We start from the raw sequence: 22856 nt of genomic DNA on the forward strand, positions 1-22856 counted from the left end.
TTTGTGAATGTGCAGGGTATCTCATTAATTTGCTTCTTGCGAAGAAACTGGTTTAGAAAGCGCAGGCCTTTTCCAATTTGATAGATAATGAGCGATGGTACCGGTGATGCCCTTTGGCAGCAGCAAGACGACGATAATGAACATGGCGCCGAGCATAATCGGCCACCACTCCGGATAAGCTTCACTGAACGTTGTTTTGGCTGCGTTGGTGAGAAGTGCGCCTAGTACCGCACCGCCAATCGAAGCGCGCCCGCCAATGGCGACCCATAGCACCATCTCGATGGAAGGAACAATGCCCATTTGGGCCGGGGAAATGATGCCTTCCTGCAAGACGAAAAGCACGCCTGCGAGTCCGGCAAGCCCTGCGGAGACGCAATAAATGAATACTTTATAGGCAACAGGATTGTATCCGATAAAGCGAACTCTATTTTCTCCATCACGGATGGCGGTGAGGATATTGCCCATCCGGCTCGAAACGAGCAGGGAGCATAGGATAAGGACGATCAGAACAGCAGCTAAGGTGATGTAAAAAAATAAGAGTTTGGTGGATGGCGAACGAAGGTTCATCCCTAAAAAGGTTTCAAAGTTCGTCAGCCCATTCGTGCCGCCTGTATAGCCTTGTTGTCCGACAAACAGCGTAACGGTAATGATCACAAGCGCCTGTGAAAGGATAGAAAAAAAAGCGCCTTTGATTCGATTGCGAAAGGTAAAGTAGCCCAAGATGAAAGCGACAATCATGGGCAATACAAGTGCCATGAGAAAGGCGAAGGCAGCGTTATGGAAGGGGATCCAGAACCAAGGGAGTGTTTCTACGCCGCTCCATGACATGAAATCGGGCAGTTGGTCCGGTGATGAAGCCAGTTTCAAATGCATCGCCATACAATAAGCGCCGAGACCGAAGTAAACGCCGTGTCCCAAGCTGAGGATACCGGTATAGCCCCAAATGAGGTCAATCCCTATAGCAATAATCGCATAAGCGAGAAATTTTCCAAGGAGAGATAGCCGAAACTCGGATAAAAATACAGGCGCAAGCGCAATAACGGCTAAGCAGACCGTATAAATCATCCATTTGAGTTTGGAATGTCCAGCAGCAAGCATAGAGATCACATCCTTTCTTCAATCTAAGGATCTTGAACGCATAGTTACTAGCCCCATCGGTTTCCATTGCAGGAAGGCGATGATAAGCGTGAAAACTAATACTTTTCCGAGTGTAGCGCTTGTTGTATATTCCAAAGCTGTATTAAAGACGCCAATGCCTAAAGCGCCGGCTACCGTACCGATGAGCTTGCCGATGCCGCCAAGGACGACAACCATGAATGCATCCACAATATAGTAGGTGCCAATGGTAGGGCCGATGGGTCCAAGCAAAGATAGGGCGCATCCCGCGATACCCGCCATTGCGGAGCCGAAGGCGAAGGACTGAGCGTCGACTCTTCGGGTCGAAATGCCAAGACAAGCGGCCATTTCCCGATTTTGCATGACTGCTCTCATTTTTCTGCCGCCAGCAGAGTGATATAGATACATATAGATAGCTGAGATGCATACGATGACTAGTGCGATAATAAACAGCCGCTTATAAGGCAGTATGAGATCAGCAGTCAGATGAAGGCCGCCTTCCAGCCATTGCGGCGCTTTGACCGCTACGTTAGGAGCTCCGAAGATCGAGCGGGCGAGCTGCTGCAGGGCAAGGCTGACGCCCCAGGTCGCGAGTAAGCTGTCTAGCGGCCTGCCGTACATAAATCGAATGAGCAAGGCTTCCAACAGCCAGCCAATCACGAAAGCGACAACGAAGGCGACGCCTAATGAAACGATGAAATACCAGCCGAATGCGGAGGCGGGAAGAAATTTCTGGAACCATTGCTGGACCAGGTACGCCATATAAGCCCCGATCATGATGAATTCGCCGTGTGCCATGTTCATCACGTTCATAAGCCCGAATGTGATGGCGAGACCAATGGCAATTAAGAGCAGAATCGAGCTGAGACTGAGGCCGTTGAATAATTGAAGCAGCAGAAGACTCATAACATTCCTCCCCGATATGGATGAAATACAGGACTGCCGTACGGCAGTCCTGGCTTCAAGAGATGACAGAAGTATGAATTATTTTTTCGTTACCTCTGCGCCCCATGGATATGTTTTGAGGTAAGGGTCGGGCTTCAGCGCTTGGCCTGAATTCCATATTTCCTTAATTTGCCCGTCAGCTTGAATTTGCCCGATCCGAGCCGTTTTGGAAATGTGTTGATTTTCGCCGTTAATTGTCACTTTGCCTTCCGGCGCGTTCCATTCGATGCCTTTGGCAGCGGCTTTCACCTTCTCAACTTCGAAGGAACCGGCCTTCTTCACAGCTTCCGCCCAAAGGTAAACGGCTGTGTATCCGGCTTCGATGGGATCGTCGGTAACGCGGTCTTTTCCGTACTTGGCTTTGTAGGCATCAACAAACTTTTTATTTTCTGGAATATCTGTTGTTTGATAATAGTTCCATGCGGTGTAGTGTCCATCCAGAACGGAAGCCCCAATGCCTCGCACTTCTTCTTCCGCAATACTTACGGACATGGTTGTCAAATCTTTGGATGAAAGGCCTGCATCCTTCAATTGCTTGAAGAAGGCAACGTTGCTGTCGCCATTGAGCGTATTGAAGATAACATCCGGCTTCTCTTTTTTGATCTTACTAATAATTGTGTTGTAATCCGTATGTCCAAGCGGCGTGTATTCTTCGGCTACGAGTGTGCCGCCTTCCGCTTTGAGCTGCTCTTTAATGATTTTGTTGGCTGTTCTAGGGAATACGTAATCAGATCCAAGCAAGTAAAATTTCTTGCCTTTGTTTTGCAGGAGCCAAGTGACTGCGGGGATGATTTGTTGGTTCGTCGTTGCGCCCGTGTAGAAAATATTCGGTGAAGATTCGAGCCCTTCATACTGTACCGGATACCACAGCAAGCCTTTGTTTTGCTCGACGACCGGAAGCACCGCTTTGCGGCTGGCTGATGTCCAGCATCCAAAAATGGTCACGACGCTATCCTTTTGCAGCAACTTCTTCGTTTTCTCTGCAAAGGTCGGCCAGTCGGATGCCCCGTCTTCAATAACGGGTTTGATTTTTTTGCCCAAAAGTCCCCCAGCAGCATTAATCTCATCAATCGCCATTAGCTCCGCATCCCGCACGGAGACTTCACTAATGGACATGGTGCCTGTTAAGGAGTGGAGAATACCGACAGGTACCGTTTCAGCCTTGGATTCCGCCTTAGTTTCGGTGGCTTTCGTTGCCTCAGGTGTAGTTGTCGTGGATGCGGCGGGCTCGGTTTTTGCGCAGCCTGCCATGACCATCATGAGTGCCAGACTCATCGTAACGGTAAGCCTGCTGATTGTTCTTATCTCTCTCATTCACGTCCCACTCCCTTTACAAAAATTGGATTTAGATTACATCGCCTATAATAAAGTTTAAAATAACACGATGTCAATATACATAACGTAAAAAGTTAATTATTGATGGTTAATTACAAAAATATCTCAAATATTTGTTTGTTTTATATAATCTACGAAGAATATATTCAAGAACCAAGTTTTTTATGTCATTTAATCTAACATAAAATGATTTACTTTCCATATAATCACGAATATAATTAGGTTAAGAGATTCCAATTATTCGGTTTTTGAAGAGGTGAAGATGTGCATTTAACGGAAAGAGAGAAGGAGAAATTGCTCATCACTGTGGCGGCGGATGTAGCTCGCCGCAGACTCGCGAGAGGGTTGAAGCTGAATTATCCAGAAAGCATAGCATTGCTGACGTCGGAAATTATGGAGGGCGCCAGGGATGGTTTAACGGTTGCTGCGCTCATGGCGTTCGGCACAACCATCTTGAAGGCGGATCAGGTTATGGAAGGTGTGCCTGAAATGATACATGAAGTACAGGTAGAAGCGACCTTTCCTGATGGTACGAAGCTTGTTACGGTACATCAACCCATTACTTAAATCGACGGTCGAAGGGGTGAGAAACATGGTTCCTGGAGAATATCGAACGGGTAAAGGCTTTATTGAGATGAATGCAGGCAGAAATACAGCTGAGGTTATCGTAAGCAATATGGGCGATCGTCCTGTTCAGGTAGGCTCTCATTTTCATTTTTTTGAGGTGAATCGCGCGTTAGAATTCCCTAGAGAGTTAGCGTATGGCATGCGTTTGGATATTCCGGCAGGCACGGCTGTCCGTTTCGAGCCTGGGGAGCAGAAGCCGGTTCAACTGGTGGAGCTAGGCGGGGCGAAGTTGTCATACGGTCTCAACGGTCTAAGCAGAGGGCTTGCGACGCAAGGTGGAATGACGGCAGAGGTCAGAGACAGATGGAAAGCATGGGAGGGGAAACCCGATGAGTCAAATTGATCGCAGAAGCTATGCCCTGATGTTCGGGCCTACGACAGGGGACGCGATTCGCCTGGCGGATACGGAGATATGGGCGCAGATCGAGCATGATTACACCGTTTACGGTGATGAATGCAAGTTTGGCGGAGGCAAGGTTATACGCGACGGGATGGGGCAATCCAGCGGAGCGACACGGGACCAAGGCGTGCTGGATACGCTGATCACCAATGCCGTCATTATTGACCATTGGGGCATCGTTAAAGGGGACATCGGAATCAAAGATGGTCATATTGTCGGCATTGGAAAAGCAGGGAACCCGGATATTATGGATGGCGTTCATCCGAATTTAATCGTTGGAGCGAGTACGGAAGTCATCGCGGGCGAAGGCAAAATCGTGACAGCTGGCGGCATCGATGCGCATATCCATTTTATTTGTCCGCAGCAAATAGAAACTGCGCTATCCTCTGGAGTGACGACGATGATCGGCGGAGGGACTGGGCCGGCAACGGGAACGAATGCAACGACTTGCACCCCGGGAGCTTGGCATATGCGCCGCATGCTGGAAGCAGCGGAAGCGTTCCCGATGAATCTCGGCTTTACAGGCAAAGGAAATGCAGCTTTTCTTGCTCCGCTTACAGAACAGATTGAAGCGGGTGCCATCGGGCTTAAGCTGCATGAGGATTGGGGAACGACCCCGGCTGCTATCGATGCATGCTTGGAAGCGGCTGATCAATATGACGTTCAAGTCGCGATTCATACGGATACATTAAATGAAGCGGGATTTTTGGAGGACACGCTGGCTGCGATCAAAGGGCGTACCATTCATACATATCATACCGAAGGGGCTGGCGGTGGGCATGCGCCAGATATCATCAGCGCGGCCGCTGAGTTGAATGTGCTTCCGTCTTCAACGAATCCCACACGTCCTTACACGATCAACACGATTGAGGAACATCTCGACATGTTAATGGTGTGTCATCACTTGGACAGCCGCATTCCTGAAGATGTCGCCTTTGCTGACTCGCGGATTCGTCCGGAGACGATTGCAGCCGAAGATATTCTTCATGATCTTGGTGTATTCAGCATGATAAGCTCGGATTCGCAGGCCATGGGCCGTGTTGGTGAAGTGATCATTCGGACGTGGCAGACCGCTGATAAAATGAAAAAGCAGCGCGGTCCGCTGGCCCCGGACACAGAGGAAAATGACAATTTCCGCATCAAACGGTACATTGCGAAATACACGATCAATCCGGCCATTACGCATGGGATTTCCCATATAGTTGGCTCCATTGAGCCTGGGAAATTCGCGGATTTGGTCATCTGGAGTCCGATGTTCTTCGGTGTAAAGCCAGATCTTGTGCTCAAAGGCGGCAGCATCGCTTATGCGCAAATGGGCGATCCGAACGCTTCCATACCGACGCCTCAGCCGGTCTTTGGCCGACCCATGTTTGCCGCTTTCGGCAAATCGCTCTTGCAAAGCTCCATTACGTTCGTATCTCAGGCGGCGTACGAACGCGGCATCGCACAGTCGCTCGGCTTGCAAAAGCGCGTGGAACCTGTGAAGGGCTGTCGCCATATTTCCAAGAAAGATATGGTCCATAACGGTGAAACGCCGGCCATTGAAGTGAATCCGGAAACCTATGAGGTTAAAGTGGACGGGAAATTGATCACGTGTGAGCCGGCAACGGAGCTGCCGATGGCACAGCTATATTTCATGTTTTAGAGGATGTAAAGATAAATGCAAACGCGTTTGATAGGGGGCGGCGATGACAACCATAACGAAGTTTCACTGGCTTGCCTATCAGCAGCTTCTAGATTCGGCACTCCCTATCGGCGGGTTCTCTCACTCTTTCGGGTTGGAGACTCTGGTGCAGCAGGAACGGCTGCAAACGGTCGATGAGCTGGAGGCTTACATCCGGTCAATGCTGGCGAACAGCTGGGCATCGTCCGATGCGATGCTGATCAAAGCCGCTTACGCGCATATCCCTGCGCAGCAATGGGAAGCGCTGTGGCTTATGGACCGGATGCTGCATGTTCAGCGGGCGTCTGCCGAGGCGAGGAATGGCGTCCAGAAGATGGGACGCCGCCTCCTTCAGCTGACGCGCTCGATGTATCCCCAGCTCGGCTGGGGACCGCTAGAGGAAGCAGTTCGCCTGGAGCGGTGCAGTTCCAGCCATGCGCTCATCCATGGTTGGGTGAGCTATCAGTTGGGTGTGCCGCTGGATCAAGCCGCTGAAGGCTATTTGTACAGCTGCACGGTCACTTGCGTCAACAGCGCGCTGAGGCTGATGTCGATGGGGCAAACCCAAGGCCAGATGCTGCTGGCGAAGCTGGTGCCTCTATTGGGAAGCGAGTGGCAGCGCGTGGCGCAGATGGATCCTTTGGATGCCTATACGAATACGCCAGCTGCAGATATAGCCATGATGCAGCATGAGACGCTGTACTCACGGTTATTTATGTCTTGAAATCACTCGAAAATTTCGAAGGAGGCATGTATATGTGTCAAGGACAAGGACATCATCATCACCACTGGGAGAAACCGGAAGTCGACCGTACGCGCCCGATGCGAATCGGTATAGGAGGGCCCGTTGGCTCAGGTAAAACAGCGCTCGTGGAGCGGTTGGCACGTAAGCTTACTAGCCGCTACAGTATTGCGGTTATTACGAATGACATCTACACGAAGGAAGATGCACGCATTCTGATCTCCTCGGAGGCGCTGCCGGAGGAGCGCATTATAGGCGTTGAGACCGGCGGATGTCCGCACACGGCGATACGCGAGGACGCTTCGATGAATTTCGAGGCGATTGAGGAGCTTGAGAAGCGTTTTGATCATTTGGATATCATTTTTATCGAGAGCGGCGGAGACAATTTAGCGGCGGCATTCAGCCCTGAACTGGTCGATCGCTTCATCTATATTATCGACGTAGCGCAAGGCGAAAAAATTCCGCGCAAAGGCGGACCCGGCATTATGCGCTCCGATATGCTCGTGATTAACAAGATCGATCTGGCGCCTTACGTGGGAGCAAGCTTGACTGTCATGGATGAAGATACGAAAAAGATGCGCGGAGAGCGCCCGTACATCTTCTCGAACCTGATGGGCGGAACAGGTTTGGACGATATTGTCACCTGGGTGGAGCAGGAGTTCAGCCATGCCTAAGGTGACCGGGGAGATCTCCGCCGAGTTTGCGGTTCGTGGCGGCTTGACGCACCTCGTCCGCAAATATCACGCCTCCCCGCTGAAGATTGCCAAGACGTTTCGCTATGAAAACGAAACACGAATGAAAGACGGAGACCGGGCAGAGCAGTTGGGCGTCTATATGATGGACTGCTCTCCTGGTATGATGTCGGGGGATCACTATGAGATAGACGTGCGCCTGCAAGAGGGCGCGCGCGTTTTTCTAACCAACCAGTCATTTACGAAGGTTCATCCTTCTCCACAGGGGGGAGGCAGTATGCAGCGGCAAACGATTCAACTAGAGGCAGATTCGCTTTTGGAATACATTCCTGAACCGTTAATGCTCTTCAAGGATGCGGATTTGCATGCTGAGCTGGACGTACGTCTCGCTCCTGGCGCAGCCTTGGTTTTCTCGGATGTGCTATGTCCAGGCCGAACCCAGCGAGGTGAAATCTTCGCTTATTCCAGTTATTCGAACCGGATGAATGTCTGGTACGGGCATGAACTTATTTATTATCAAAATCAGAAAATAGAGCCGAAATCGATGCTGCTGGCTTCGCCGGGCTGTTGGGAGCATGAGACGCACCTCGGTAACTTATACATTTTCTCCGATGGGTTGGAACGGAGACATTTGGAGAAAGTGCTGGAGGGGATGGAGGAACTAGCTCGTTTCCAGGTTCGCGTTGGAGCAAGTTTAACGTTCAAGCATGGCTTGATCGTAACTGTGATGGGCCGGCATGCGTGGGAGCTGCAAGCCGCGTTGTCGAAAGCATGGAATATCATTCGCAGCAGCTTATTTTCGTTAACCCCGTTAAGGGTTAATAAATAGCAGATAGATTGAGGAGCCTCTGGGCTCCTTTTTTGGCATTATAGAATTTATAAAATTTCAGGGAAGATCCGGAAGTGCCACAGCGCTTTGGAGTATTGGAAATACCGCCTCGACTGGGATAGATTGTCTTTTTGCATGGGTGAGCGGAACGTAGGTGCGTTATGCGGCGGTATTTTCGGTTGTAGGTACATTTCGCGGAACTACAGTACTTTATGAGCAGGAAATGTTGGGGTTTAGACACAGTTTTGCTGATTTAACGCACCATAGTTCCACTACAGGGGGAGAAAAGGGACGTTACCGTGGAATAAGGCTTCCTAGTTCCGTCGATATCGCTGTGCAGGGGCGTTCATGGGCAGGAATACCGGATGGAAGACAGGTTAGTTAAAAGAGAAGTGGAATCCAGTACGAAGTAGAATAGAGGGAATGGGTGTGGGGTGGAAAAGCGATAGCGGCCGCCTTTAAAGTCGTGTTCGCACCACCTTGATTATTCAATGAACCGATTTTAACAGCGGTTGGAATCCATACCCGATTCCCTCCCAATGCGCCAACGCATGGGTTTATGCCAACGACGCCGCTAGGCGTTTTCTTCATCGATAACTTCCATGCAGCGTCACAACGAGCGCCAAGTATTCGCGTGCGATGAACGGTTAAGCTGTTGGTTAAGTTATTCTTGCATGGGTATGGGAATGGAGAGCGTAATTTCCACGCATACTTGAAAGAGAATCGACAATATGATGACAACTGCCCCCGCTTCATTGTCAAACGGTGCTCGGGTTGATATGATGAGATTGTTTAAAAGTCTGTTTGCTCGGAAGTTCCAATTACAGGAGGGCAATAACGTGAGTAATGAAGTAAGTTACGACTCGGCTTCGAATGCTTCGCTGCAAGCAACCGAGCGGTCGGAATTGTTGGAAACAAGCGCAGTCAAAGCTTCGGCAGGGCCTGTGACATTGAAAGATTTTTATCGCTTGGTTAAGCCGGGCATTATTTATTCGAATTTAATGACGGCATTTGCTGGTTATTGGGTAGCAGCCCGCTGGGATGTAGATTGGCTGCATCTTCTTTTTACTATGTTAGGGACCGCTCTCGTGATGGCTGGGGGAACCGTCCTTAATAACTACTTGGACCGTGAGATGGACGCCAAGATGGAGCGTACGCAGAACCGTGCGCTGCCAAGTGGCAAAATGTCGCCGAATCTTGTGCTCGGGTACGGCATCGTTCTCGGCATTATCGGTCTGGCCGTTCTCTATTTTGCGGCGAACTCGCCTCTAGCGACGTTAGTCGGACTTGTTGGACTGTTCCTCTACGTGTGGCTCTATACAGCATGGTTCAAAAGAACATCCGTGTGGAGCACGTTTGTCGGCGCATTTTCAGGAGCTACACCGCCAGTCATTGGTTACTGCGCAGTAAGTGGAACTATTGATCTAGGTGCTATTTTGTTGTTTGCTTTCTTGTTTCTCTGGCAGCCTCCGCACTTCTGGGCGCTGGGTATCCGCCGTATGGAGGAGTACCGCGCTGCAGGCTTTCCGCTGCTTCCGGTTGTAAGAGGTTCTTATGTAACCAAGATCAGCATGGTGCGCTATGTTGTGCTGCTTGTTCCGGTCACGGTAATGATGACTGCTTTCGGCTATGTGGGCTATATTTTCCTGTTCGGGTCAACGATCCTGGGCTTGATCTGGGCCTTCATGAGCGTCAAAGGCTTTAAAGCAACAGGTGAAGCTGAAGTGTTATGGGCGAAACGTATGTTTCTGTTTTCCATTCTTTATTTGACACTCTTATCCATTCTTATGGTTGTTGATACACCTGGATTTGGATCATAGGCAAGGATCTTAATGGCAACTGCAAATTCCCATGGCGACATGGGATTTTCTTTTGCGGATGTGACATAGATGCCAGCGTCATTCATCCTATCTTATTAAAGCGAGGGATTATATCATATGAGCACTTTTTTTGCGAAAAATTGGTTTAAGCTGGCGATTGGCGTGATTTTGGTCGCCATGATTGCATCCTTTGCCTACAAGCTGGTGTTTACAGGAGGAGCGCAGGATGAGCGGTTGAAGGCGATGAAGCCTGCTCCTGCATTTGAGCTGCAGGACTTGGACGGCAAAACCGTTTCATCCAAAGATATGGATGGGAAAGTAAAACTGGTCTATTTCTTTTATTCCTTTTGCCCCGATGTTTGTATGCCAACTTCATTCTTGCTCTCTAAGGTGCAGGATTCTTTGAAACAAAAAGGGCTGCTCGGCGATAAAGCCGAGATTGTATCGATAACCGTTGATCCGACGAGAGATACACCAGCCGTTTTGAAAGAGTTTGGGACGAATTTCGAGTCGAAACCGATACCCGGGGGATGGGTATTCCTTCGCGGTGATGAGGCGAAGACACATAAGCTGGCCGAGGATTTTGGCATCATGGTGATCAAAGAGAAGGATGGCAATTTCTCGCATTCCAATGCGATTTTACTTGTCGATAAAAAAGGGATGCTCCGTATGTATTATGACGCGGGCAATCCGGAGCTGGATGAGAATCACATCGTGAAAGATGTTGTTACGTTATCTAAAGAAAAGTAAACCTGGTTAACATATATTTAATCATAAGCAGGGTCTGGAGCGGGGTAAATAATGTACGCTTCCAGCCCTGCTTTTTCTAATTGCTGAATGAGATACTCCTCAGGCGTTCCTTCGACTCCTGCATACCCTTTGCGCGTATAGATTTGTTCGGCGTCCGGGAAGGTATCCCGCAGAAGACCGCGAATTTTTTTGCCGGATGAGTCATTATCCGTGAATAAGTATACTTGCATACTGCCAACCTTTTGCCTCAAGTCTTCCAGTGTTGTCGAACTGGGAGTTCCGTACGTGCACAGGATCGCAATTTGTTCGCTTACAACCCGTTTCAATTTACTTTTGTCGTTTTTTCCTTCAACAATAATGGCAATCGACATAGGGACCCCTCGTTTCAAGTGCTTTTTTGTAGTATAACCAGTTTTGAGGAGTGATCCAAGCCTTATTTCGACCCTGCGGTATTCAGTGAAGTCGTCATTTCCCGGGAAATGACATACATTGACAGCAAAAAGACGGCTTGTTCGTTCAAGCCGCATGACGAATTAAGTGGTGAGAGGTACCTTGAATGAGCGCAACGGCAGCAATGAAAGTGCTAGCATGAGGATGAAAAATGCAATGAAGTAGGATGAAATCTGATCCCGAAGCTGCCCTGCCAGCATGGGTCCGAAGAAGGCGCCGATCGAGTAAGAAATAGAAAGCAGCGAGAAAACGCGACCATACCGGTTGCTGCTCGTAATACTTGCCAGAAGCGCTGCAAGCGCGGGGAATATGACGCCTTTGGCCATGCCGATCATGAAAAGGGAGATGGAGAGCGGGATCGGCCATTGTATCGCTAAGCCGAAGAATATGACAGCGAGCGACATGCTGCCGACCACGGTTCGGACAAAGGGAGAAATTTTGTTCAGAAACCACAGGCTGATACTGAGAAGCGCCCCGAGACTGACTAAGGTGAAGAAGACGCCGGACGTCAGAATCGAGCCTCTGGCCGCTTGCATGAGCGGAAGCTCAAAAAATAGAATGCCCTGCGAGCATGAAAGCGCCACGGGGATCAGAAAGAAAAGCCATGGGATCGCTACATCGGATGTTGGTTGAAGATCTTCCTTTAGACTGCTATGACCATGGTGATGATTCATAAGATCTGATTTATCGACGGCATGTACGGATTCTTTACTCTCTCTTACGCCGACTATCGCGAGTAAGCCCGTCACGATGAGTATCCAACCGAGGACCGAAAAGGCTGTCGTGAAACCGATTTTGGCAACGAGCAAGGCGCCGGCAGCGGGAGAAACGACGGAAGCTAGCGTATGGACTAGACCATTACCCGCCATTAGCTTGCTTTGATGAATGCGATCGCGGGCAATCCGCGCGAGGAGCGACAAGCATGCCGGGGAAAGAAAGGCCAGCACGAAACCGCTGATGGAGCGAATATACAGCAAGTGCCAAGGGTCTTTCACATTGGATTGAAAAAGCAGGATAATCCCTGCTACAATCAGGCTAAAGACGATGAAAAATTTGCTGCCGTATTTATCCACGCCATAGCCTGCAATCAGATTGCCAGGCAGGTGCGTGATGGAGTATACGCCCATAATCAAGCCGATGAACGAGGGGGCCGCCCCTAAAGATAGGGCGAAGGGTGACAAGATAGGGTACTGCGCGTGCAAATCAAAAAAAGCGACAAACATAAATAAGTACAACCAGATCGCTGTTCGCATGTTCTCACCGCCTACATCATATTGAGTCTTGTCTCTCCTTAGATGTACGCCGCTCGTCCATGCGTTATGACCTTTCCACGCAAATGACACAATTTCAATGAGGAGGCTTCGATCGATTTGGATTCATTTGCAATTTTGCTATTAGCCGCCGTTGCGGTATTTCTAATTCTGCGGTTGAGACAGTCGTTTCGCAAAACGAGAGGGCAATTGGATAAAACCGAAGAAATTCAACATAAGCTTGAGCAGCTGAGGAAAAAAAGAGATGAAGAGTAGAGATACGCTGTAGTATGATAGGAAAGACCTTTTTGCCATGCAATCTAAGTAATCTAAACTAGGAGGCGTTTTGATTGGATCAGTGGATTTCTTTTGCTCAAGATCGATGGTATTTAATTGTAGCGGCCATCATTGTCCTTTTTATTGTTATCGGTATCGTAAAAACGGTTGTAAAATGGTTGATTATCCTTGTCATTGTAGGCTGTTTGGTGTTATATGGGGCCAACTATAAGGATAAACTGCAAGATATAGGGGCTAGTGTGGTTAGCCAAGTTGGCGACGAAGTGAAAGATAAGGCGCTAAGCGCCCTGACCTCGGAAGCGAAAGATGCCCAGTTCAAAGCGAGTCCGGACGGTTCCTTCCAGATCACGACGAAAAGCTTGAAGGTAGAAGGCAAAGCGGGTTCGGATGAAGTGAAGGTGACCTTCCTGGGCCAAACATTCAGCATGAATGCGAATGCGGCAATCAACGCATTGATTGAACAAGCCAAGAAAAACGAGAAGCAATAAACGGGAGGCGTTTCATCATGACAGATATGACATGGGCGCAACTATCTTCATTCAACCTCATATCGATCGTGATCGTACTCACGTTTGCCGGGTCTGTCATTCAGGGCTTTTTTCGCGGGGGATCCGGTTCGGCCAAGCATCTCATGTTCATGCTGGTGGAGGCCGTAATCGCCATTATCTCCATGTTCCTGGCTTGGAAGGGCGTCCAACTGGTATCTCCGCTTATCCAAACCTGGTTAAAAGGGCAAGATCTTCAGATCCCTTCAGGTGAAATCGGGATGTTAAAACAAATTTATTATACGGCTATGACGAGTGTGCGAGATTTTCCGCTGTTGCGATTCGGCGTACTATTCCTCTTGGGTTATATGTTGGTTAAGCAAATTCTCAATTTTCTGCTCGATCCTTTGATCGCGTCCTTGCTTGCAAGACGCAATGCGTACAGGACGGACAGCAGATCGTTCATCAGTTCTCTTACGGGAGGGGCGATCGGTTCGGTGGCCGGCTTTGCTCGCGCGCTGCTGGTGATTGCCGTGCTTTTCATTTATGTGACGTTGTTCCCGCATTCCTTGGTTACCCCTTACATTCAATCATCGCAAATGTATCAAAAGGGAGCAAAGGAAGTTATATCGCCTTTTACCGGTGACTTTATTGCAGATAAAGCGCCTGTGTTTACCCGGGCTGTGGAACAGGAATTTACGAACATCCTGCAGCGCAAATATGAAGTGTTGGATGCCAAAATCCCTGGTGATATTGCCGAGGCAGCCAAAGAAGTCACCGCCAGCGGGAAAACGGACGAAGAGAAGGCGAAACAGCTGTATAAGTGGGTAGGTACGCGAGTCCAGTACGACTGGGATAAGGTCAAGCTCTATGAGGATCAGCGCATATGGAAGGAACAAACGCCAGAGGATACGTATCTTACTCGCAAAGGCGTTTGCATCGACTATTCCCGGCTGTATGCATTAATGGCTAGATCGGCTGGCCTTGATGTGAAAGTTGTGACGGGGCTTGGCTATGACGGGCAAGGCAGCTACGGTCCTCACGCTTGGAATGAGGTCTATTTGAAGGAATCGGAGCGCTGGGTACCGCTGGATTCAACGTGGGTGGCGAGTGGAGGCAATTGGTTCAACCCGCCTAACTTTGACCAGACGCATATTAAAGAAGCGTGACCCTTAAGGGTAAGCTCAATGAGAAGTCACTCCCTGCATCTGCTAAGGGAGGACTTCTTTTTTCTTCCTTCGCAAGTGTGGTACACTTAGATTTGGCATTATATAAGATGAGGAGAACTTATGCGTAAACCACTACAGCAGTACCAAATGATTTATTTTGATGCGGGGGATACTTTGCTTACCATTCCTGCTGCGCAAACGATTTTGAAACAGTATTTGCAGCTGCGTTCCATGGATAGAGATGAATCCCATATTAGTGAACTTTTTACAGAAGCCTTTCGTCTATTTTATTATGTGAAGAAGCATGATTCATTCGAGGTTTGTACACCGGAGTCGGATCGGGAATTTTGGGTGAATCTATATAAATACGTGCTCCACAAACTGGGGATTCACGAAGAATGGTCAGAGAGCGAGATTTATGACTGCTGCCATGAACTGTACGACATCTACACAGCGCCAGAATATTATGAGCTGTTTGACGATGTGAAAGAGACCCTAGATCGGCTGCTCGGGATGGGCTTCAGATTGGGGATTGTGAGCAACTTTGCTCCAACGCTTAAGGCTATTCTGGAGAGCAAAGGCATTCTGCACTACTTTGAGCCCGTTCTCGTCTCGACAGAAGTCGGTTTGGAGAAGCCGGACCCCGCTATTTTCAAGCTTGCCTTGGATAAGGCCCAGTTGGAGCCGGAGCATATTCTCTACATCGGCGATCATGAGACTAACGATATTTGGGCACCGAATCAAGTCGGTATCGATGCGGTCCGGATCCTTCGGTATTCTTATCATACGGGAGAAGGCATACACTCTTTACTGGAATTGTTCGATGAAGAACAGGCAATCGTGTGAGAAAGGAAATGAGAAGCAATGAAGTCATCCATCATGGATGATCCGAAAAAAAATGAAATGACAAAGAAGCGGCACTTTTCGTTTCGGATCAATATTTTTTTCTTTTTGACCTTTGTGCTATTTTCCGTTTTGATTGTTAGACTGGCCATTCTGCAGTTCGTGCAGGCCAAGGATTTGAAGGCAGCAGAAAATACGAACACGAACCAGACGACGAAGATTGCACCAATTCGCGGCAATATTTATGATTCCACAAGATCGCCGCTGGCTTATACGATTCCTGTTCAGTCGTTGTTTTTCCGGATTGAGCCGTCACAGATCAAAAAAGAAGATGACGTCATTGCTTTAGCCTATAAGCTGCAAGAGGTGTTCGACAAATATGGCAAGAAGGAAGCCAAAAAACTGACGCCTGCGGAAATCGTGCTAGCCATGGATCTGGGATACGATATTGACAAGAAAAAGGTCAAAGAGCCCAGCTATTATTGGGTTCCGCGCCGGATTAAGCCTGATTTATCCAAAGAAGAAATCGCTGTTCTTTTGGAGCGGCGCGACGAGTTTAAGTGGTTGGAAGTGAATGAAGAGAGTATCCGTACATATGAGATGGACGATGATAATAAAACGACGATTGCTCCCCAATTACTAGGCTATCTGAAATCCTACTCCACAGAAACGGCTAAAACCATTTACAAAGATAATCCGAACAGCAAGGAGTATCTGGATTCAGAAAATGTTGGTTTTGACGGTATCGAGCGCATGTATCAGGATGAGTTGAGAGGCAAAAATGGCTCCAAACTGTATCCCGTCAACGCCGCTATGAAGATTATCGGTAGAGCCACAGTGACTGCTCCTACAAAAGGCAACAATCTGTTTCTTTCCATCAATAAGGATATACAGAAAACGGCGGAGAAAGCGATTGAAGACCAAATTAATTTCCTGCATACGCCTTATGCGAGGAACGATGCCTATATCAAATATGGTGCAAATGCGCAAGCCGGTTATGCTGTAGCCATGGAAGTTGATACAGGACGTGTAGTCTCGATGGCGAACTATCCGGACTATAACGCAAACGATTGGACGGGCGGCATCTCCCCGACAACGTATGAAGAGATCGGTTCTTTTATCCCCAATGGCACGATTACGACCGCCTATCCGAAATATACGGATAAAGAGCGGCCGAAGCATCCTTCTTCTATCGTTTTCATGGGTTCGACGATCAAACCGCTGTCGGTTTTGATCGGTCTGAATGAGAAGCTGTTCGGAGCATATGATTCTTATAATGATTCGGGTTCTTTTTCCTTCGGTAAAACAGGAAGTGCAAGTACGATTACAAACTCAGGTAAGACCGCTTACGGAATACTGAATGCTTCCACAGCAATTGAACATTCATCGAATACGTATATGTCCGCAATGGTCGGTATCCCTTTCTACTCGAAGTTTGGCGGTGAGAATCCGGCGGTAACCGATAAATGGGCGGAGTATTTAGCCAAGTTCGGGATTGGCGTCAAAACAGGCAGCGGGTTGCCGAACGAATTCGTCGGCGGGAATGATTTTATCAAAAATGCCAAAAAAGACAGCTACCAGTCAGCGATGGTATACGCCTCCTGGGGGCAGAATGAGAAGACGACAACTTTGCAGCTCGCCCAGTATGCGGCAACGCTTGGCAATCGCGGCAAACGAATGAAGCCTTTATTCGTAGATGAAATTCAGAGCTACGAAGGCGAATTGATTACAAAGGTGGAACCGGAAGTGCTGGATGATTCCTCGGCGGCATTTTCCAAAAACGATTGGAATACGATCATCCACGGGATGAAGAGTGGAGCCGAAGGCATCGATGAGCTGCCATACAACGTTGCCCGGAAAACGGGAACATCCACGCAACAAGTTTCTGGAGGAACGATTGATAATGCGGTGTTCATCGCCTTCGCTCCTGTCGAGAATCCGAAGCTGGCTGTTGCGGTCGTAGTTCCTGAGGGCGGTTTTGGTCGCTATGGGGCATCTCCGATCGCGGCGAAAATTTTCCAAGCGTATGATGCGGCCAATGACGGCATTTTAACGAAGCTAGGCGGCGGCAAAAAGCCGTGGTAATTCATTTATGTAAAAAAGAGCTTGCTGCGGCAAGCTCTTTTTCATTTTCAGAGATGAGGAAGCCAAAGCTGAGTAGCCAATAACAAAGGTGATAGTTCCGGCGAGAGGAACGTGGGTACGTTATGGATCGCCATTTGAGTTAGCAGGAGGGTTTTGCGGAACCTGGGTACGCTATTTATGGGGAAAGTGGTGCCAATCTGAAATGACACATTAATGGTTGTTCGTGCATAAAGTAGTGTAAGGATTAGAAACTTTTGCCATCCTAAATGTTGCCTTCGGTAAACTTTTGTGCACAAAGGAAAGGTGGTGGATCTTGTGAAAAAAATTCGGGTGTCTTCCTCGTTGAAAAGACTCATCATTACCTTCATCTTTCTATAAGAATCAGCCATATTGACCCTCGCATCGTATTTCCAGTATGGACAGCTGATATGGTATACTTATGTATCGATAATCCAACTGATTGATGATGGCGCGGAGGAGTGAGTTTCACCATGTGTGGTATTACGGGTGTAATGTATTTTGAAGATAGAGAACCGGCAGTCGCGATGTTAGAGCAAATGACGAATGTCATTGTGCATCGGGGACCGAACGATTCAGGATTTTGGACAGATAATCGGATTGGACTCGGTTTTCGCAGACTGTCGGTTATTGACCTTAAAGAAGGGCATCAGCCTTTAACGAACGAAGATGATTCCGTATGGATCGTTTTTAACGGAGAAATTTATAATTATAAAGCTTTGCGCAAAATGCTTCAGGAGCGCGGCCACCAGTTCCGCACCCAAAGTGATACAGAGGTCATCGTTCACCTCTACGAGGAATATGGAGAAGAATGCGTCAAGCATATGCGCGGCATGTTCGGTTTCGTGATTTGGGACAAAAAGAAAAAACAGCTTTTCGGGGCGAGAGATCATTTCGGCATTAAGCCGTTTTATTATCATGTCAATGATCGTCAATTCCTTTTTGGTTCAGAAATCAAGAGCCTGCTTGCTGCGGATGGGATGAACCGGCTCATTCATACGGACAGCTTGCTGAATTACTTGACGTTTCAATATGTGCCTGAGCCAAATACGATGTTTCACGGCATCCATAAATTGCCGCCAGCTCACTATGTGAAAATAACGTTTGACGGCGAAATGTCTATACATAAGTATTGGGATCCGATGTTTGAACCGGAAGAGCGTCCATTTGAAGAGTATGTGGAACAACTTCGTGAAACCTTGAAGGATTCAGTAGAGCATCACATGGTCAGTGATGTGGATCGCGGCTGCTTCCTGTCCAGCGGTATCGACTCCACCGCGATTGCTACGCATATGCGGAACATCGAACCGATCCGCACGTTTTCCGTTGGCTTCGAGGGCGCCAACAACGAAACGCTGATTGCTGCCCAAACGGCGGCAGCACTTGGCACGGAGCACTACGACAAAATCATCACACGAGATGATTTCTTTGGCACGCTGCCGAAGGCGATCTGGCATCAGGACGAGCCTGTCGCTGATCCTTCGGCCATTGCGCTCTACCACGTTGCGCAGCTTGCGCGCGAGCACGTGACGGTCGTTCTGTCCGGCGAAGGCGCGGACGAGCTGTTCGGCGGCTATCGGATTTACCGCGAGCCGACGTCCTTGCGTCCGATCGACCGGCTGCCGCACTCGGTGAAGCGCATGCTGAACAGCTTCGCGCGGATGCTGCCTAGCGGCATGAAGGGCCGCAACTATTTGCTGCGCGGTACTACGCCGCTGGAGGAGAGGTTCCTCGGCAACGCCAAAATCTTTTCCGAAGACATGAAAGCGGAAGTGCTTCGCCTCGACAGCGAAATGCTGAAAGCTTACAAGAATCCTTTCCAAATCGCCGGCGATTTCTACGCGAAGACTCGCCATCTGGATCCGGTGAGCCGGATGCAGTATATCGATATGAATCTCTGGATGCCGGGCGACATTCTGATGAAAGCGGACAAAATGACGATGGCGCATTCGCTAGAGCTGCGCGTGCCATTCCTGGATACGAAGCTGTTTGACGTTGCACGCCGGATTCCGGCGAAGTATCGCATTGCGAATGGAACGACGAAGTATATTTTCCGCAAAGCGATGGAAGGCATCATCCCTGATTTCATTCTGAACCGTCCGAAGCTCGGCTTTCCCGTGCCGCTGCGCGAGTGGGTGCAAGGCCCAATGGGGGATATGCTCCTTGAGCAGATTAAGTCCAGCGGCATTGAGGATTACATCAATACGACAGCCGTTCAGCGTATGTTGCAGAAGCACCGCAGCGGACAAGGCGACTATGCCCGCCGGATTTGGACGATTTATGTGTTTGCCCTCTGGCATATGACTTATATGGAAGAACTGCCAAAGAAAGTATTAACAGCATACTAGGTCTTATGAAGGAACAAGAACAGGGGATGAAGAACATGGGAGCTTATAAACTTATAGCGCTCGATATGGACGGAACACTCTTGAATGAGGACAAGCAAATATCCACTGAAAATCGTGAAGCGATTCATGCGGCTATCGAAGCGGGCAAAACCGTCATCATGTCTACGGGACGAGGCGTACAGAGTGCGATGCCTTATGTCAAGGAGCTAGGACTTTCCACGCCGATCGTGGCCGTGAACGGCAGTGAGGTGTGGGAATCGCCAGAGAAGCTGCTTAGTCGCAAATTGCTCGCCACAGAGACCGTGCGCAGTCTGCATAGCCTTGCGCAAAAATATGACGTATGGTGGTGGGCCTACGCGGTCGAAGGCATTTTCAACCGTGAAAGTGAATCTATGGAAATGGAAGATCTGCATTGGTTGAAGTTCGGTTATTACACGGAGAACTTAGAGAAGCTAAAGCAAATCCGGGAAACGGTCGAGGGTTGGGGCACACTCGAAATTACGAACTCGCATCCTTGCAATTTAGAGCTAAATCCGCTTGGAATTAGTAAAGCCAGCGGTGTCGACGCTGTATGCCAACTGCTCGGCATAGAAATCTCCGAAGTCATCGCCATGGGCGACAGCGAGAACGATATTACGATGATTCGCGCCGCAGGCCTTGGCGTTGCCATGGGGAACGCGCAGGACGAAGTCAAACGCATTGCTGATCTTACAACGGTTACGAATGAAGAGCATGCTGTGGCAAAGATTATTCACCAGTACTTGTTAAAAACGTAGTATCCACACCTGCTTGACAGAGGGAGCTGCTAAAAATGGTTGTACTAGGATGGATTTTAGTTGTTCTATTATTTGCAGTGGGTATGCTGGGTGCCGTTTATCCCGTGCTGCCCGGGGTTTTGGCGATATATGGAGCCTTTTTCTTATACGGGTGGCTGATTGGCTTTGAACCGTTTGGCGTTTGGTTTTGGTTGATTCAGTCATTGATCGTGCTCATTATTATTGTGGCCGATTATGTTGTTAGCGCCCTAGGCGTTAAAAAATTTGGAGGTTCCAGAGCATCCGTGATAGGAAGTACGATTGGTCTAATCATTGGACCTTTCGCCATTCCTGCGTTTGGTCTTATTATTGGCCCTTTTTTAGGTGCTGTTATAGCCGAACTCATCATAGGGACTCCGTGGAACAAGGCGTTTAGCGTCGGGCTTGGCTCGGTGCTCGGATTTTTCTCCAGCGTTGTTGTCAAAATTGTGCTGCAGCTCCTCATGATCGTCATTTTCTTGATCTGGGTCTTACACTAATTAAAGCGAAATAAAAGAGAGTAGGAACGGACGTTGACGAAAGAAACGAAGGATTCTCTAGTAAAAGGTACGCTAATTCTCACCGTGGCCGCGCTTGTAGCGCGGTTTCTCGGTGTTTTTCAGCGAATTCCGCTGGTTCACTTGCTTGAAGATAAAGGAATGGCCAGTTATACGATTGCTTTTAACTTATATTCGATTTTGCTCGTCGTAGCGACAGCCGGCATTCCAAGCGCGTTAAGTAAAATGGTGTCCGAGAAGTATGCCATCGGCCGTCATGAGGAAGCCGAGCGCATTTATCGGGCTTCTGTCTGGTTCGCTGTCATTGCAGGTTTCGTGATGACAATTCTGCTATATGTGTTTGCCCCGCTTTATGCGGAAACCATCTCTCATGGTGGACCGGATGCTACCTTAGCAACGCGGGCAATTGCTCCAGCGATGCTTTTCTTCCCGCTGATTGCCATCATGCGGGGGTATTTCCAAGGTAGACGCAATATGATGCCCAATGGGATATCCCAAGTGGTAGAGCAAATATTTAGACTTATTGTATCTATCGCTTTGGCTTATTTCTTACTCAACGTCAGCTTGGGCTGGGGTGTGGCAGGGGCTTCATTCGGGGGTGTAATCGGCGGGATAGCTGCGCTCGCAGTAATGGTTTACTACGCCTTAAAGCTAAAGCGCAGAGATGTGTCAACAGCACAAGAAATAGCTGCCACTGGAACAGCTGACGCGAAACAGGAGTTAGCCAGCTACCGTTCCATTTATCGAAGCCTGCTCACACTGTCGATTCCGATTGTTGTGTTCTCGGTGACGGTGACGCTCGTTTATCTCATCGACACTTCCATTATCATTCGACTCTTAGAGGGTAAGATTGGCGCCATTGAAGCCAATGGGCTTGTCGGTATTATTGGAGGGCGCGCACAGTCATTAGCAGGGATTCCGATCATTTTAGCTGTCGCCTTAAGTCAATCTGTAGTTCCCATTATATCCGGCGCATATTCCCGCAAGGAAATGAAGCAAGTGGGCAATCAAACGACGAGAGTGCTGCAGTTAGCTATTTTATCCGGTCTTCCCGCTGTGCTGGCCATTGGTATTGCTGCCCGTCCCCTCGATTTCTTCCTGTTTGGGCATGAAGATACAGCCTATGGGATGAGCCACGGTCCTCATATGATTTCCTTGCTTACCCTCAGTGCCATGTTCCAGATTGTCATGCAAACCTCGGGAGCGGTGCTCATGGGGATGGGACGCATGAAACCTCTAATGGTGCATGTGGGAGTTGGTATTGCCGTTAAACTAGTGGGCAGTTTTGTATTGAGCCAGTGGTTTGGCATCTATGGCATAATTGCGTCTACAGGGCTTTGTTTTATTGTGATGTCCTGGTTGAATCTTCGTGAATTGCGGAAGGAAATCGAATTTACCATTCTGGGTCGCCGCTTCCTCGGGTTACTGCTCACGATCGCTGTTATTGTGATTCTGGGTCTAGGGGCTGAATGGTTGACTCACACCTATGTGCATCCTTTTGCGTGGTATCGGCTGAATGAAGGTATCAATGCGATTCTGGTTTGTGGATTTACCGCGGCATTGTATCCATTGATGCTTATGATTACGCGTGTTATTAACAAAGACGATGTGAAGAACTTCCCTGCGCCACTGCAGAAGCTTATAGCCAAAGCAGGCAGGTTGATTGGGCGCTCATAAGGT

Annotated in this window: 22 protein-coding genes; 17 read left to right on the forward strand and 5 right to left on the reverse strand. The window is 48.8% G+C overall.

The annotated features are described in order from the left end of the window. Window positions 1-24: 24 nt before the first annotated feature. From urtC to urtA, 3 genes are all read right to left on the reverse strand, one after another. On the reverse strand, window positions 25-1098 hold the full coding sequence (gene urtC, locus ABRS97_RS15955; RefSeq protein ID WP_367815467.1) for an urea ABC transporter permease subunit UrtC: 1074 nt from the start codon (window positions 1096-1098) through the stop codon (window positions 25-27). Between the two features lie 18 nt (window positions 1099-1116). Further along, on the reverse strand, window positions 1117-2022 hold the full coding sequence (gene urtB, locus ABRS97_RS15960) for an urea ABC transporter permease subunit UrtB (protein WP_367815469.1): 906 nt from the start codon (window positions 2020-2022) through the stop codon (window positions 1117-1119). A gap of 78 nt (window positions 2023-2100) precedes the next feature. Beyond that, window positions 2101-3318, reverse strand: coding sequence for an urea ABC transporter substrate-binding protein (gene urtA, locus ABRS97_RS15965; RefSeq protein WP_483312467.1), 1218 nt, complete (start codon window positions 3316-3318; stop codon window positions 2101-2103). Between the two features lie 342 nt (window positions 3319-3660). On the opposite strand from urtA, the gene ABRS97_RS15970 reads away from it, so the two are divergent. From ABRS97_RS15970 to ABRS97_RS16005, 8 genes are all read left to right on the forward strand, one after another. Beyond that, complete coding sequence (locus ABRS97_RS15970) at window positions 3661-3963, forward strand: urease subunit gamma (protein ID WP_367815472.1); 303 nt, start codon at window positions 3661-3663, stop codon at window positions 3961-3963. Between the two features lie 25 nt (window positions 3964-3988). Next, on the forward strand, window positions 3989-4366 hold the full coding sequence (locus ABRS97_RS15975) for an urease subunit beta (RefSeq protein WP_367815474.1): 378 nt from the start codon (window positions 3989-3991) through the stop codon (window positions 4364-4366). Then, entirely contained in the window at window positions 4353-6068 is a 1716-nt protein-coding gene (ureC, locus tag ABRS97_RS15980; protein WP_367815475.1) for an urease subunit alpha, read from the forward strand. The genes ABRS97_RS15975 and ureC overlap by 14 nt, the downstream gene beginning before the upstream one ends. Before the next feature lie 43 nt (window positions 6069-6111). Continuing rightward, the gene (locus ABRS97_RS15985; protein WP_367815476.1) at window positions 6112-6810 is read left to right on the forward strand and encodes an urease accessory protein UreF; all 699 of its coding nucleotides are present in this window, start codon (window positions 6112-6114) and stop codon (window positions 6808-6810) included. Window positions 6811-6842: 32 nt separating this feature from the next. Further along, window positions 6843-7502, forward strand: a complete 660-nt coding sequence (gene ureG, locus ABRS97_RS15990; RefSeq protein ID WP_367815478.1) for an urease accessory protein UreG — start codon at window positions 6843-6845, stop codon at window positions 7500-7502. Beyond that, window positions 7495-8349, forward strand: a complete 855-nt coding sequence (locus ABRS97_RS15995; RefSeq protein ID WP_367815480.1) for an urease accessory protein UreD — start codon at window positions 7495-7497, stop codon at window positions 8347-8349. Before ureG ends, ABRS97_RS15995 begins: the two co-directional genes overlap by 8 nt. Before the next feature lie 839 nt (window positions 8350-9188). Next, window positions 9189-10169, forward strand: coding sequence for a heme o synthase (cyoE, locus tag ABRS97_RS16000; RefSeq protein ID WP_367815482.1), 981 nt, complete (start codon window positions 9189-9191; stop codon window positions 10167-10169). A gap of 117 nt (window positions 10170-10286) precedes the next feature. Beyond that, window positions 10287-10919 (forward strand): SCO family protein, encoded by a 633-nt coding sequence (locus ABRS97_RS16005; protein ID WP_367815484.1) that lies wholly within the window; start codon window positions 10287-10289, stop codon window positions 10917-10919. 17 nt (window positions 10920-10936) lie between these two features. Here ABRS97_RS16005 and ABRS97_RS16010 read toward each other — a convergent pair whose 3' ends face one another. Together ABRS97_RS16010 and ABRS97_RS16015 are read right to left on the reverse strand one after the other, a co-directional pair. Continuing rightward, the gene (locus tag ABRS97_RS16010) at window positions 10937-11290 is read right to left on the reverse strand and encodes a toprim domain-containing protein (protein WP_367815486.1); all 354 of its coding nucleotides are present in this window, start codon (window positions 11288-11290) and stop codon (window positions 10937-10939) included. Window positions 11291-11452: 162 nt separating this feature from the next. After that, complete coding sequence (locus tag ABRS97_RS16015) at window positions 11453-12622, reverse strand: MFS transporter (protein WP_367815487.1); 1170 nt, start codon at window positions 12620-12622, stop codon at window positions 11453-11455. Between the two features lie 117 nt (window positions 12623-12739). Here ABRS97_RS16015 and ABRS97_RS16020 point away from each other — a divergent pair, with 117 nt between their 5' ends. From ABRS97_RS16020 to ABRS97_RS16060, 9 genes are all read left to right on the forward strand, one after another. Further along, window positions 12740-12895 carry a hypothetical protein gene (locus ABRS97_RS16020; protein WP_367815489.1) on the forward strand — a complete coding sequence of 52 codons (156 nt, stop codon included), beginning with the start codon at window positions 12740-12742 and terminating at the stop codon, window positions 12893-12895. 74 nt (window positions 12896-12969) lie between these two features. Continuing rightward, a complete protein-coding gene (locus ABRS97_RS16025) occupies window positions 12970-13404 on the forward strand; it encodes a hypothetical protein (RefSeq protein ID WP_367815491.1) in 435 nt (144 codons plus the stop codon). A gap of 17 nt (window positions 13405-13421) precedes the next feature. Then, window positions 13422-14570 carry a transglutaminase domain-containing protein gene (locus ABRS97_RS16030; RefSeq protein ID WP_367815493.1) on the forward strand — a complete coding sequence of 383 codons (1149 nt, stop codon included), beginning with the start codon at window positions 13422-13424 and terminating at the stop codon, window positions 14568-14570. A gap of 120 nt (window positions 14571-14690) precedes the next feature. Continuing rightward, window positions 14691-15416: an HAD-IA family hydrolase gene (locus ABRS97_RS16035; protein ID WP_367815495.1), complete on the forward strand. Its 726-nt coding sequence runs from the start codon at window positions 14691-14693 to the stop codon at window positions 15414-15416. Between the two features lie 18 nt (window positions 15417-15434). Continuing rightward, a complete protein-coding gene (locus ABRS97_RS16040; protein WP_367815497.1) occupies window positions 15435-17498 on the forward strand; it encodes a peptidoglycan D,D-transpeptidase FtsI family protein in 2064 nt (687 codons plus the stop codon). A 491-nt stretch (window positions 17499-17989) separates the two neighbouring features. Beyond that, window positions 17990-19864 carry an asparagine synthase (glutamine-hydrolyzing) gene (gene asnB, locus ABRS97_RS16045; protein ID WP_367815499.1) on the forward strand — a complete coding sequence of 625 codons (1875 nt, stop codon included), beginning with the start codon at window positions 17990-17992 and terminating at the stop codon, window positions 19862-19864. A 35-nt stretch (window positions 19865-19899) separates the two neighbouring features. Beyond that, window positions 19900-20640, forward strand: coding sequence for a Cof-type HAD-IIB family hydrolase (locus tag ABRS97_RS16050; protein WP_367815500.1), 741 nt, complete (start codon window positions 19900-19902; stop codon window positions 20638-20640). Between the two features lie 35 nt (window positions 20641-20675). Further along, complete coding sequence (locus ABRS97_RS16055) at window positions 20676-21158, forward strand: DUF456 domain-containing protein (protein ID WP_367815502.1); 483 nt, start codon at window positions 20676-20678, stop codon at window positions 21156-21158. A gap of 33 nt (window positions 21159-21191) precedes the next feature. Next, window positions 21192-22853, forward strand: coding sequence for a putative polysaccharide biosynthesis protein (locus ABRS97_RS16060; protein WP_367815503.1), 1662 nt, complete (start codon window positions 21192-21194; stop codon window positions 22851-22853). Window positions 22854-22856 lie beyond the last annotated feature (3 nt).

This window comes from Paenibacillus tabacirhizosphaerae (genome assembly GCF_040812395.1).
Taxonomy (GTDB): Bacteria; Bacillota; Bacilli; order Paenibacillales; family NBRC-103111; genus Paenibacillus_E.

What these genes read in the sequence shown, in the direction of transcription:
- ABRS97_RS16015 (WP_367815487.1), bottom strand. Translation starts at nt 12,622, where the DNA reads ATGCGAACAGCGATCTGGTTGTACTTATTTATGTTTGTCGCTTTTTTT.
- urtC (WP_367815467.1), bottom strand. Translation starts at nt 1,098, where the DNA reads ATGCTTGCTGCTGGACATTCCAAACTCAAATGGATGATTTATACGGTC.
- ABRS97_RS16035 (WP_367815495.1), top strand. Translation starts at nt 14,691, where the DNA reads ATGCGTAAACCACTACAGCAGTACCAAATGATTTATTTTGATGCGGGG.
- urtB (WP_367815469.1), bottom strand. Translation starts at nt 2,022, where the DNA reads ATGAGTCTTCTGCTGCTTCAATTATTCAACGGCCTCAGTCTCAGCTCG.
- urtA (WP_483312467.1), bottom strand. Translation starts at nt 3,318, where the DNA reads ATGGTCATGGCAGGCTGCGCAAAAACCGAGCCCGCCGCATCCACGACA.
- ABRS97_RS16030 (WP_367815493.1), top strand. Translation starts at nt 13,422, where the DNA reads ATGACAGATATGACATGGGCGCAACTATCTTCATTCAACCTCATATCG.
- asnB (WP_367815499.1), top strand. Translation starts at nt 17,990, where the DNA reads ATGTGTGGTATTACGGGTGTAATGTATTTTGAAGATAGAGAACCGGCA.
- ABRS97_RS16050 (WP_367815500.1), top strand. Translation starts at nt 19,900, where the DNA reads ATGGGAGCTTATAAACTTATAGCGCTCGATATGGACGGAACACTCTTG.
- ABRS97_RS16005 (WP_367815484.1), top strand. Translation starts at nt 10,287, where the DNA reads ATGAGCACTTTTTTTGCGAAAAATTGGTTTAAGCTGGCGATTGGCGTG.
- ureG (WP_367815478.1), top strand. Translation starts at nt 6,843, where the DNA reads ATGTGTCAAGGACAAGGACATCATCATCACCACTGGGAGAAACCGGAA.
- ABRS97_RS15975 (WP_367815474.1), top strand. Translation starts at nt 3,989, where the DNA reads ATGGTTCCTGGAGAATATCGAACGGGTAAAGGCTTTATTGAGATGAAT.
- ABRS97_RS16040 (WP_367815497.1), top strand. Translation starts at nt 15,435, where the DNA reads ATGAAGTCATCCATCATGGATGATCCGAAAAAAAATGAAATGACAAAG.
- ureC (WP_367815475.1), top strand. Translation starts at nt 4,353, where the DNA reads ATGAGTCAAATTGATCGCAGAAGCTATGCCCTGATGTTCGGGCCTACG.
- ABRS97_RS15985 (WP_367815476.1), top strand. Translation starts at nt 6,112, where the DNA reads ATGACAACCATAACGAAGTTTCACTGGCTTGCCTATCAGCAGCTTCTA.
- ABRS97_RS16010 (WP_367815486.1), bottom strand. Translation starts at nt 11,290, where the DNA reads ATGTCGATTGCCATTATTGTTGAAGGAAAAAACGACAAAAGTAAATTG.
- ABRS97_RS15995 (WP_367815480.1), top strand. Translation starts at nt 7,495, where the DNA reads ATGCCTAAGGTGACCGGGGAGATCTCCGCCGAGTTTGCGGTTCGTGGC.
- ABRS97_RS16055 (WP_367815502.1), top strand. Translation starts at nt 20,676, where the DNA reads ATGGTTGTACTAGGATGGATTTTAGTTGTTCTATTATTTGCAGTGGGT.